This window comes from Streptosporangium roseum DSM 43021 (assembly GCF_000024865.1).
Lineage (GTDB): Bacteria > Actinomycetota > Actinomycetes > Streptosporangiales > Streptosporangiaceae > Streptosporangium > Streptosporangium roseum.
In genome coordinates this window covers 880,847-891,845 of the sequence record NC_013595.1, presented here as the reverse complement: position 1 = coordinate 891,845, position 10,999 = coordinate 880,847, and the positions used below count along the sequence as shown (strand labels likewise).

Sequence of the window (10,999 nt, the reverse complement as noted above, 5' to 3'; positions counted from 1 at the left end):
GAAACCTCCCAGGCCGCCCCGGTTGAACTCCACTCATGGACGTGGGGGCGGCCCTCAGGACACGGCCGGGTCGCCCCGCCGTCTCCGTGCGGGTGGTGGGAGCCTCAGCCGTCGTCATCCAGCCCCCTACCGGGGAGGCTGGTCCGTCCAGTCGGTGGTCACCGAGATGAATTCATCAGTCGACGCCGTGCTTCCGTCGCCGGCGAGGAGGACGTTGGTGCGGGTCACCCGAGCGGTCTCGGGATCGACGACCAGTTTGATCTCCCGCCCGCCGTCGGGGTCGGGGATCAGCAGTTCCTGCCCGCCTTCGACCGCGCCTCCGCTCTCGACTCCCGGCGTCGTGGCCAGCGCCCGGAACGCCGCGGAACGGACCTCCGACGGCGTCGGCAGCTCCGAGATCAGCGAGAGCAGGGGAAAGAGCGGATCGCCTCGCTGCTCGGACCGGCTCATGTCGTTGGCACGCCCCTTCCGCTCGGTGATCCATGCTTTCAACGCCTCTGGATCCGTCGGCAGCCCTTCGAGGTCCTCGAAGCTCACCTCGGCCCCCTTGAGGTTGAGCGAGAGCGAGGCCGGTACGGCGACGCCGGGAGGGTCGCCCGGCTCGCCCTTGGTCCAGCGCCGGCCGTCACGCATAGTCCAGCTCTCCATCGCCGGGATTTCCGGGTCCGACCACTCAGATCTGACGTACCAGTAGGTCCCGGAACCTTGCGGCGTACGTTCCGCACCGGCGGCCGCCATGAGCAGGACCTCCCTGCCCGAGACCGGTGCGACGGCGGGCGTGGTCACACCCGTGGCGATCACGGCGACGACCGCCGCGGCGGCGGTGGCCAGGCCGACTCCCGGCATGAGCCACCCGATCCGCCGCCGCGCGCGGCCTCGTATCCTGTCCTGGAGCCGACTCCTGCTGCGGGTGATCGCCTCGGTGGACGGCTCGGACTTGGTCAGCAAGGTGGCGAGCGTGTCGAGGTCATCCATGGACTGTCTCCTTGTCGATGAGGGCGAGGATCTTCGCGCGCGCTCGGCTGAGCCTGGAGCCCACCGTGCCGATGGCGATGCCGAGCGCCTGGGCCACCTCGTCGTAGCCGAGCTGGCCCAGGGCCACGAGAAGCAGGACGTCGCGCTCGCCACCGGACAGGGCGGCAAGCGCCTTGGCCAGGTGCGGCTGCATGCGCTCAGCGGCGACGGAGGCGACGACCCGGCTCTCGTGGCCTTCCACGACGGGTTCCGGCCCCAGCCGGGCCAGCGCCCTGTAGTGGCGTGCCTCCTTGCGCCGGTGCCTGGCGATCAGGTTGGTGGCGATGCCGAACAGCCAGGGCAGCAGGCTCCCGCGTTCCGGGTCGAACCGGTCGCGCCGGTCGAAGGCCAGCAGGAACGTCTCGGCGGTGATGTCCTCGGCGATCTGCGTGCCCAGGCGACCGGCCACGTACAGGTAAACGTCGCGGTAGTAGCGGTCGTGCACGATGACGAACAGGTCAGGGTCCCGCCGGCACTGGGCGGCGAGTTCGGCATCGGTCACCTGTTCGCCCACTTCGGCGATCAAGTTCTTGTCTCCGACATAAGCCCGCCTTACGGGTGATGGTTACGATCACTGGTTCTTCGCCGCAAGGCAGGATCGTCTTCCCTCAAGTGCGTTACGCCCGAGACGAGGCCGTGAAAGTACGCGCCGCATGGGACCGGGCAAGGCGATTGCACCGCCTGCCCCGGCTGCGCGGCTGGGCGGCGTTTGAAGGCCGGCTTGTCGAGCGAGACGCGACCCTGCCGGAAAGGAACGGCTCCGGTTCCGCCGTCGAGTCGGGCAGGATCCCGCCCGGGGAAGCTCCAGTAGCGGTCCGCCTGACGTGACAGCTCCAAGCCGTCACCGCGCAGTTCTCCCGTGTCGGAGGCTGGACCGTCCGCCGTCACGGTCAACGGACCGCCCCGCACGCGCGAGGCCCACGGCTTGGCGGGAAGGTCGGCGTGGAGCTCGCACGATGGAACTCTCGTCGCCGTGCGAGAGCGTGAATGAGCCTCCCCGAGGGACCCGCTCACGGCAGAGCCGGCTGCGCGTTGATGTTGATCGCGTACCAGGTCCCCAGTGGGATCCGATCAAGATTTCCCGGTATGACTGGATGGAAACCGCACAAGCTACCGATCAAAAGGGAGCTGGTTGGCGATCAGTTCCAGCAGGGCAGCGTGCGTCTCCCCGTCGGCGGCCACGACAAGCCCGCCCGCACCGGTGTGCAGCGGTTGACCCTGTAAGCCGGTCACCACGCACCCGGCGGCCTGGCACAACGCGATCCCGCTGGCGAAGTGCACGTTGTCCCGCAGATGGCCGTCAGTGACGTACGCGGCTCGCCGACCGGAGGCGACCCAGGCCACTGCCAGGGTGGTGGAGACGACACGGGGGCGAAACCGCTCGACGAACCCTGTGTCGGCGAGCAGGCGCACAGCCCGGAAGCTCGGACCGTTCGGGAACGGTGGATCGAGGTTGACATCCACCAGCCGCGAATCGGGCGAGGGTGTGAGTCGCTCGTCCGCGCCGTCGTGGCGGAGGTACGCGTGATCGCCGTCCGTCCAGAAAACCTCCTCGGAGAACGGATCTGCTGAGGCCGCCACCATGATGTCCGAGCCCATGCGCAGGGCGACATTCACCGCTACCAGCATGTTCCGCGCGGCGTAGTTCAGCGTGCCGCACAGGGGGTCGACCAGCCACATGCGCTCCGCGCCTTCCGAACCCGTGCGTCCGCTCTCCTCGCCTGTCACGGCATCATCTGGTCGGGCGGTGCGAATAACGTCAAGAATGGCGTTCTCCGCTTCGATGTCAGCAGCGGTAGCGAAGTCGCCCGCAGATTTCGGGAAGCGTGTCAGCGATGCGCCGTACATGGCTGCCACGACAGCGGCTCCGGCTTGCGCTGCCTTGAGGGCCACTTCCTCGTCTCTGATCAGCATGTGCGAAGGATAGACGGGACACGTCCGTTGAGCTCGCACTTGATCGCGTGCCAGATGCGTGCCAGAACCGACGGGGATCAGCGGGGTCTCATGGTCACTCGACCCGCCCTGACCTGCATCCCGTTTCCCCAGCTCAGGGCAGCAAGGTCAGTAGGTGATTCCCAAGCTGACAGCGCGGGTTCGATTCCCGTCACCCGCTCCACTTCAAGCGTATGCACGCTCAAACCGGTGCGTTCGGCGACCTGTCCGATGCTCAGATCCTGTTCGACTTCAGGCATGCCCTCCAGACTATTCAGGCATGCCCTCCAGACTAGGAGGTTGCCTTAGAGCCGACTCTAGAACCTAGAGTGCGTCGCATGATCTCCCCTGTCCACGACCACTAAGGGAGCACGACCATGCACTACCGCATCCTCGGCGGTACCGGAATCGAAGTAAGTGCCCACTGCCTCGGAACCATGATGTTCGGCGCTGCAGGCAACTCCGACCATGACGAGTGTGTCCGCATCATCCACGCTGCCTTCGATCAGGGGATCAACTTCGTCGACACCGCGGACATGTATTCAGCGGGTGAGTCGGAGGAGATCGTGGGAAAGGCGCTGCGCGGCCGCCGTGACGACATCGTGCTCGCCACCAAGGTGCACTTCCGGATGGGCGAGGGCCCGAACCGCAGCGGCAACTCCCGACGCTGGATCATCAAGGAGGTCGAGGAGAGCCTCAAGCGCCTGCAGACCGACTGGATCGACCTCTATCAGATTCATCGCCCCGACCACACAACCGATATCGAGGAGACGCTCTCCACACTGACCGACCTCGTGCACCAGGGTAAGATCCGCGCCTTCGGCTGCTCCACATTCCCGGCCGAGGAGATCGTCGAGGCATATCACGTCGCCGAGCGCCGCGGACTGATGCGCTTCAGGACCGAGCAGCCGCCGTATTCGCTGCTGGCCCGGGGCATCGAGACCTCCGTGCTGCCGGTCTGCCAGCGGTTGGGAATGGGTGTGCTGACCTGGAGCCCGCTGGCCTCGGGCTTTCTGACCGGCAGGTACCGCAAAGGGCAGCCCGTCGATCTCACGACCGGTCGTGCGGCGCTGACGCCGGCACGCTTCGACCCCTCGCTTCCCGTGAACGTCACCAAGCTGAACATCGTTGAACAACTCATGGAGGTCGCGGACGGCATCGGCTGCTCGCTGCCCGATCTGGCCGTGGCCTTCACTGCGGCGCATCCTGGCGTCACCTCGGTGATCATAGGGCCGCGGACGATGAACCAGTTGGAAGCGCTGCTGAAGGGCGCCTCGCTCACCCTCGATGACGCGATCCTTGACCGGATCGACGAAATCGTGCCACCCGGGACCAACACCTACCACCCGGATGGCGCCTGGCGCCCGCCGGTGCTGGCCGACACCGCCCGACGCCGCCGCCCGCTCGCGGACCGTTCTGCGGCCTAGGACGAGGAGTTCCGAAGCAGCGGTGCCGTTGCTAGGTAAGCTGCGCCGGGTTGGCCGCCTCCAGCCCGCCCGTGGAGCGAGGCCTTCGGTGATGCGCTTGGCGCCCGCAGCGGCCCGGTTGCAACAAGCGGCTGCGCGCAGCGCTTCCGCCGGTCGAACGGGTGATCCGGATGCCGGCCACCGACGCCGACCTCATCGCCGCACGCCAGGTGACCGAGGTGGCGGGCGTGCCGACGGTTTTGGGGCCGCGTCTGTGCGGTGTCAGCGGTTCGGCGTCTCGTGCCGGTCGATGTGATCGCGGAACCAGTCGAGCATGAAGCGGAGTGAGGCGATGCCGTAGTCGAGCGTCGCGCGCTGATGGGTGGCGAGGTCGCGCTGCTCCTCGGGAATGTCCAGGGTGTCGAGGTGCTCGTCGAGGGCCGAGAACGCGGCGAGGTCGGTCTCGACGCGCGCCGTGATGCGGCGGAGCACCGGCACGCGTTCGGCCGGCTCCAGCAGACCGAGGAAGTAGAGCCTGGACAGCGCCGCGGTCTCCAGATCGGCCCCGGCCAAGTCCCCTGTCATCCACGCACGGAACTCCTGACGGCCGGCGTCGGTCAGGCGGTACACCTTCCGCCCCCGACCTCCGGCTTCCACGCTGGCGACCTCGATGAACCCCCTCGCGAGCAGGGTGTCCAGCGCGCGTTTGATGCTGCCGGAGCTGGCGCTGTAGAAGAGCGCGACGCCGGCCTCGAATCTTTTGATGAGGTCGTAGAAGCTCTGCGGGGCGATCAGGAGCAGACCGAGGATCACATGAGCCATTGGTCGAGACTAGCGCATTGACTCTCATAGACATGTCTAGTAGACATATCGATGGGATCCCTGGATTGATGCCTATGGTCACGACGGCCGTCACAAATGCCGGTTGACCGCCTCGGCCGGTGGAAGGCATGGCGCCGAGGGGTCACGTTGAGGGAACGGGGACAAGGAACATTCACGTGACATCGCCGCTCGCCACGACCCCTGCTCATGACAATCACGTTCCCGACGACGTCGATGCGCGGCTGACGGGCCTGCTGGAGAGCCTCGTCGCGCAACGCGGCGTGCACCACGCCAACCTCGCCGTCACCAGCGGCGACGGGAGACAGCGCTGGTCCGCCGCCGCCGGTCCCGCCGGTGCCGACGACCACCCGCTCCGTCCCGACACCCCGTTCTTCATCGCGAGCGTCACCAAGCGTTTCATCATCACGCTGGTGCTGCAGGCGCGCGAGCGCGGTGAGCTCGATCTGGCCGCGCCGATCAACAGCTATCTGCCACCGGAGACGATCACTGGACTCCATGTCCTCGGCGGGATCGACCGGACGTCCGCGATCACGGTGCGTCACCTCGCGAGTCACACGTCCGGGTTGCCCGATCACTTCGAGAAGCGCCGTGAAGGCCCCAGCCTGTACGAGCGCCTCGCCGCCGGTCAGGATCTGGCCTGGACCTTCGAGGACACGATGCGGACTACGCGCGAGCAGCAGCGCCCGCACTTCGAGCCGCAGGACCTCACGGCCGCTCGGCAGAAGGCCCGCTACTCCGACACCGGCTTCCAGTTGCTCATCCGCATCGTGGAGACGGTGACCGATCGGTCGTTCGCCGATCTGCTGACCGAACGGATCCTCGGTCCGCTCGGCCTGACGCACACCTGGCTCCCGGGACATCGCCCGCCGGATCCGGCGACCGCAGCGCCCTCACCGCTCTACGCGAAACAGCGCCGCGTGGAGCTGACCTCGATGATCGAGTCCTGCAACGACCTGTTCAGCACCACCGGCGACCTCCTCGCCTTTCAGCGAGCGCTGCTTGACGGCGAACTCTTCGGTGACGCCCGCTCACTGGAGCTGCTCACCGAGAGGCGCAACCGGCTGCGCAACATACCCGTCCTCCGGTACGGACTGGGCACCATGTTCTTCAAGGTCAGCCGGCTCATGTCACCGGGGCGCCGCCCTGTCACGCTCGTCGGCCACTCGGGGGCCACCGGGACTTGGCTCTTCCACTGTCCGGAACTCGACCTGCACCTGGTCGGCACCGTTGACCAGACCAAGGGACAGGCCGTCCCCTTCCGGTTCATGGCACGTTGCCTGAGCGTCTGGCGAACGTGAGGGCGAAAAGCCCCCTTGAATTCGCCTGACGTGCCGGGGCTCTGACCACCGTCGCGCCACCCGACACCGCCCGCGCCTTCACCGGGTTGTGCCTCCGGATGGGGATCCGGCAGTCCATGGGCAGGTCGGGTTGTGCTCCGACAACGCCGCCGCCGAGGGGTTCTTCAGCTCGCCGGAATGAGAGGCGCTGTCACGGCACGACCTGGACCTGAACGACGTCCCATGGACGCGCCGGCAGCACGCGTGGACTCTCCGCGACAACTTCCACGGCGTTTTTCTAGGGTTTTGTCTGCTGTCATGTCTCACGCCACCAGGACCGCCACCCCGAGCGCGTGCCCGACGGCCGCCTCGTTGAACGCCCGGATCGCCGCCGTCTCCGCCGCCTTCGCCCAAGCCAGGCCGAGAATCGAGGGAGGCAGCCCCGTGACGGGGACGAAGCTGACATCCGGGCGCCCGTGGTAAACCGCCGTGGGGGTGCAGAACAACATGCCGCCCCGGTTGAGCGCCACCTGGGTCAGTCCCTCCTGGCTGGTGGTCACCGTACCGGCCAGGGGAATGGGGCGGCCGGAAGGGGTCGTGGACGGTGCCGCACGCTCGCGCCACGTGCGCGGAGCCGGGCCGTCCAGACCGATCAGGGGCACGCCGGCCAGTTCCTCCGCGCCGATGCTCGCACGGGCGGCCAGCGGGTGGCGCGAGGAGACACCGAGCTGGTACGAGACCTGGTTCAGCCCTTCACCCGTCGCCAGATCGGGCTCGTCCACCGGGAGCAGCGTGAACGCGATGTCCACCTGCCCGGCCCGCAACTTGCCGAAGGGGTCGGAGAGCGGGATCTCCACCAGCTCCACCTCGCACCCCGGATACAGGCGCTCGAAGGCACGCACGCTGCCGGTGACGACATCCGTGGGCGTGGCCAGGAAGCCGAGCCTGATCACGCCTGTCACCTCGCGGGCGGCCGCCTTGGCCCGGCTGACCGCGTTCGCGAGGCCGTCGTAGGAAGGGCGCAGGTCGGCCAGGAAACGCTCGCCCAGGGGCGTGAGGCGCACGCGCCTGCTGGTCCGGTGGAAGAGCCGGCCGCCGACCCTGGTCTCCAGCGAGCGCATGAGCTGACTCACCCTGCCGGGTGACAGGTAGAGGCGTTCGGCCGTACGCGCGAAGTGCAGCTCCTCGCTGAGCACGACGAAGCACTCCAGCTCCCTGAACTCCATCTCCGCCTCCATCTGATTGCTTAGTCCACCTAAACCAAGCCTTCGATCTTCGCCATTGTTCCCGCTGGTGGCCGGCAGAAAGCTGGCTGGTATGACCATGACTGATGTTTCCGCCGCCAGCCGGGCGCGCTGGCTCGCCGTGTCCTCGGTCGCGGTGGGCACCTTCACCATCGTGACCAGCGAGATGCTGCCCGTTGGCCTGCTGACCTCGATCGCCGCCACCCTCGGCGTCTCCGAAGGGACGGCCGGGCTGATGATGTCGGCGCCCGGACTGGTCGCCGCCGTCTCCGCGCCCGTGCTGGCGATCACCACCCGGCGGCTCGACCGGCGCGTCATGCTGCTGGGGCTGATGGCGCTGCTGGCGGTGGCCAACCTGGCAGGCGCGTTCGCGCCGAACTATCCCGTCATGCTGGCCGCCCGGGTGCTGACCGGGGTGAGCATCGGCGGATTCTGGGCCTTCGCGGCCGGCCTCGGCCCGCGACTGGTGCCCGAAGCGTCCGTCGGGCGGGCCACGTCGATCATCTTGGCCGGGGTGTCGGTGGCGTCGGTACTGGGGGTGCCCGCAGCGACGTTCATCTCGTCGTTCGCGGGGTGGCGGACCGCGTTCATCGCCATGGGGGTGCTGGCCCTGGTCCTGCTCGCGCTGCTGGCCACCACCCTGCCGCCCCTACCCGGCGAATCCCGAGCCCGCGCGTCCGAACCGTTGCCCCACGAGGCTCCGGCCCACGCCTCACAGGGGCGGCTCACGTGGCTCTCCGGCCCGCTCAAGGTCGTCCTCGTCCTGACCGTCCTGATCGTGTCCGGCCACTTCGCGGCCTACACCTACGTCCGGCCGTTCCTGGAGCAGGTCTCGCACGCCGGTCCCGCCTTCGTCGGCACCGCCCTCCTCCTGTACGGCGCCGCGGGCGTGGCCGGCAACTTCGTGGCAGGCGCGTGGGCGGCCAGGAACCCCAAGCCGGTCCTGGTCACGCTGGCCGTGCTGATGGCACTCTCCATGGCGGCGCTGCCCCTGATCGGCCTGCCCCTGATCCTGCTCGTGGTGTGGGGGCTGGGCTACGGCGGCGTGGGGGTGACCCTGCAGCTCTGGATCATGCGGTCGGGCGGCGGCGAAATGGGCACGGCGCTCTTCGTCGGTGCCTTCAACGTCTCCATCGCGCTCGGCTCGTTCGCCGGCGGCCGGATCGTGGACAGCGTGTCGATCTCCGCGGTGATGTGGGTGGGAGCGGCGCTCGCCGTGGTCAGCGCGGGCGCCGCCGGCATCTCGGGCAGGAGCAGGCAGGAGTAGGACGACCGGTTCACGGAAGGATCGCGCCTGATCGGGGTGCCGCGGCGGGAGTAGGGCGGATCGCGGCGGCCGTACACCTCCGGTGAGCGGTCGAAGTAGCCGCTCTCGCCGTCGCGTCCGGCTGACCGAGTACACCTGGAGACCGGACGCTGTGTACACCCGAGCGAGCAAAGACGCCGCCCACGGCCCTTGCCGAGCAGGAGCCGTCACCCGTATTCGTCCACATCCAGCTCAGCGCGTGTCGCGACCAAGAACTGCAACACTCGGCGGTCCAGGTGCCAGCCGAGCAGTTGATGCTGCCCCGCTATCTTCTCAAAGCCCTGGTGGGGCGGGCGCAGATCCTCTTCCTCGCCGTCTTCGTCGTCGAGGTAGCGGACCACCTGCAAAACGGCACACGACCCGTCATCACCTCGGCCCTGATCCAGTTCCCGCGCCAACCGGCCGATGGCCTCGCTGAACGGCTCGACCCGATCGACCAGGTGAGCGATCATCTCATCGAGCGTCATCCCCGGTCCGTGACAGGCGACCTTCCACGCATGCACAACGGGACGGGGCGGCTCCGCTGTCCGGCTGCCTCGGACCATGGTCTCGTCCGGCTCAAGCCCGATCCGAGTTGCGATCTCCGCGGCTGTCATGGTCTCGCTCTTCAGAGCGAAGTAGACATACTGGCGAACACGCACACACCGACTCTAAACGATCTACAGCCGCTCGCCCGTCGGCATGGAAGCGTCAGGCGGGCGGAGACGTGCGTATGCGTCACGCGATCCCTGAGACGGATCGGGATCGGCGCGCCCTCACAGCCCGGTCGCCGTTCACCGCGGTTCGGTAAGGGAGTCGCTTGAGCTACAACTGGCGCAGCGCCTGCATGGCGTCCTTCTCGATGCGCGAAAGATCGTGGAGGATGACGCCGGCCTGCTCGAGGCATCCCGCGTCGCCGCTCTCCCCAGCCTTCGCGATCAAGGTGGACACGTCCGTCCACAGGACGGCGGCCTCGGCGTACAGCCTGTGACCGGCGCGAAGGTTGCCGTCGTCGATCAGCCGGGTGCACTCGTCGAGGAAGTCGCGATAGAGGGCGCGGAACAGGGCACCGCCGGTGCCGCCCTTCTCCATGAGGAGGGCGGCCTGCGGCAGGTCCTGCCGCGGCTCGCCGGCACGTAGCAGCCATCCGGGCACCTGCTTGCCGGCTTTCTCGATGCCGCGGTGGCCCAGGTTCGCGATGGGAGCGGCGAGGAAGGCGTCGGCGCAGTCTTTGATGGCGGGGACGATCTGGTCCTGCCAGGAAAGCGGGTGAGCCGGCAGGGTGATGGTGAAGGATCGGTTCCTGGCGGTCATCGGGCCGCGTTCGGCCCGCGCCAGGGCGAGGCCCGCCCGGCTGGTGCGCACCGCTCCTCCCTGCTGGTCGGTGTCCACAAGGTGGACGTCGTGCTCGTCGTAGCCGTACATGGCGACGACATGACCGCCGAAGTGCACCTTGGAGCGGAAATAGTCCAGGTGGTAGCAGTCGAGCTGGAGGCCGACCGGCCGGCCGGCGTCGATGGGGGCGGCCACGTCCTCCCACGCCTTGCGCGGTGAGGTGGTCTCCTTGGCCGTCAACGTCAGCCCCAGCCGGGCGGCCAGGTTCCTGGTGAGGTCGAAGGGCTTGACGCGGCCTCCGAGAAAGGGGAACGCCATGCCCTTGCTGTCCCAGTAGATGAAGGACAGGCCCGAGCCCAGCCCGAACAGCATGGGCTCGGACAGATCAAGCCCCTCATGCCGCAACAGCACCCCCAGCGCCGTCGTCTCGCAGTGGTGCATGCCGCGGGCCTCGATGTCCTTCACGATGGTCATGCGTCGCTCTCCTCATGCTGACGCGGCGAACGGTCACACCGTCCCCGCCCCTGACACCTTCATGATCAACCAGTGGGAACAGCATGAGGCCTCCCGCGGCGGGAGAGTCCAGCCGAGACCGGACTCACCCTCGGCACTCCGGCAAACCCATGACCGACTCCACGAGTTCAACCTGTGCAGGAGCCGCCG

At 68.0% G+C, this 10,999-nt stretch carries 11 protein-coding genes; 3 read left to right on the top strand and 8 right to left on the bottom strand.

All coding sequences use genetic code 11. The annotated features are described in order from the left end of the window. Positions 1 to 126: 126 nt before the first annotated feature. The 4 genes from SROS_RS04155 to SROS_RS49235 form a co-directional block, all read right to left on the bottom strand. The gene (locus SROS_RS04155; RefSeq protein WP_012887626.1) at positions 127 to 975 is read right to left on the bottom strand and encodes a CU044_5270 family protein; all 849 of its coding nucleotides are present in this window, start codon (positions 973 to 975) and stop codon (positions 127 to 129) included. Continuing rightward, complete coding sequence (locus SROS_RS04150; protein WP_012887625.1) at positions 968 to 1,540, bottom strand: RNA polymerase sigma factor; 573 nt, start codon at positions 1,538 to 1,540, stop codon at positions 968 to 970. The genes SROS_RS04155 and SROS_RS04150 overlap by 8 nt, the downstream gene beginning before the upstream one ends. Positions 1,541 to 2,124: 584 nt before the next feature. Further along, positions 2,125 to 2,928, bottom strand: coding sequence for an inositol monophosphatase family protein (locus SROS_RS04145; RefSeq protein WP_012887624.1), 804 nt, complete (start codon positions 2,926 to 2,928; stop codon positions 2,125 to 2,127). Between the two features lie 77 nt (positions 2,929 to 3,005). After that, a complete protein-coding gene (locus tag SROS_RS49235; RefSeq protein WP_148268946.1) occupies positions 3,006 to 3,206 on the bottom strand; it encodes a hypothetical protein in 201 nt (66 codons plus the stop codon). 117 nt (positions 3,207 to 3,323) lie between these two features. Between SROS_RS49235 and SROS_RS04140 the strand changes: the two genes are divergently transcribed. Continuing rightward, on the top strand, positions 3,324 to 4,373 hold the full coding sequence (locus SROS_RS04140; RefSeq protein ID WP_012887623.1) for an aldo/keto reductase: 1,050 nt from the start codon (positions 3,324 to 3,326) through the stop codon (positions 4,371 to 4,373). 261 nt (positions 4,374 to 4,634) lie between these two features. On the opposite strand, the gene SROS_RS04135 is transcribed toward SROS_RS04140, so the two are convergent. Next, positions 4,635 to 5,174, bottom strand: a complete 540-nt coding sequence (locus SROS_RS04135; RefSeq protein ID WP_012887622.1) for a PadR family transcriptional regulator — start codon at positions 5,172 to 5,174, stop codon at positions 4,635 to 4,637. Between the two features lie 176 nt (positions 5,175 to 5,350). On the opposite strand from SROS_RS04135, the gene SROS_RS04130 reads away from it, so the two are divergent. Beyond that, the gene (locus SROS_RS04130) at positions 5,351 to 6,493 is read left to right on the top strand and encodes a serine hydrolase domain-containing protein (RefSeq protein ID WP_012887621.1); all 1,143 of its coding nucleotides are present in this window, start codon (positions 5,351 to 5,353) and stop codon (positions 6,491 to 6,493) included. Between the two features lie 302 nt (positions 6,494 to 6,795). Here SROS_RS04130 and SROS_RS04125 read toward each other — a convergent pair whose 3' ends face one another. After that, positions 6,796 to 7,698 carry a LysR family transcriptional regulator gene (locus SROS_RS04125; RefSeq protein WP_012887620.1) on the bottom strand — a complete coding sequence of 301 codons (903 nt, stop codon included), beginning with the start codon at positions 7,696 to 7,698 and terminating at the stop codon, positions 6,796 to 6,798. Positions 7,699 to 7,795: 97 nt separating this feature from the next. On the opposite strand from SROS_RS04125, the gene SROS_RS04120 reads away from it, so the two are divergent. After that, the gene (locus SROS_RS04120) at positions 7,796 to 8,983 is read left to right on the top strand and encodes an MFS transporter (RefSeq protein WP_425358629.1); all 1,188 of its coding nucleotides are present in this window, start codon (positions 7,796 to 7,798) and stop codon (positions 8,981 to 8,983) included. A 206-nt stretch (positions 8,984 to 9,189) separates the two neighbouring features. Here SROS_RS04120 and SROS_RS04115 read toward each other — a convergent pair whose 3' ends face one another. Beyond that, positions 9,190 to 9,663 (bottom strand): DUF4279 domain-containing protein, encoded by a 474-nt coding sequence (locus SROS_RS04115; RefSeq protein WP_012887618.1) that lies wholly within the window; start codon positions 9,661 to 9,663, stop codon positions 9,190 to 9,192. Between the two features lie 163 nt (positions 9,664 to 9,826). Next, positions 9,827 to 10,810, bottom strand: coding sequence for a BtrH N-terminal domain-containing protein (locus SROS_RS04110; RefSeq protein ID WP_012887617.1), 984 nt, complete (start codon positions 10,808 to 10,810; stop codon positions 9,827 to 9,829). Positions 10,811 to 10,999 lie beyond the last annotated feature (189 nt).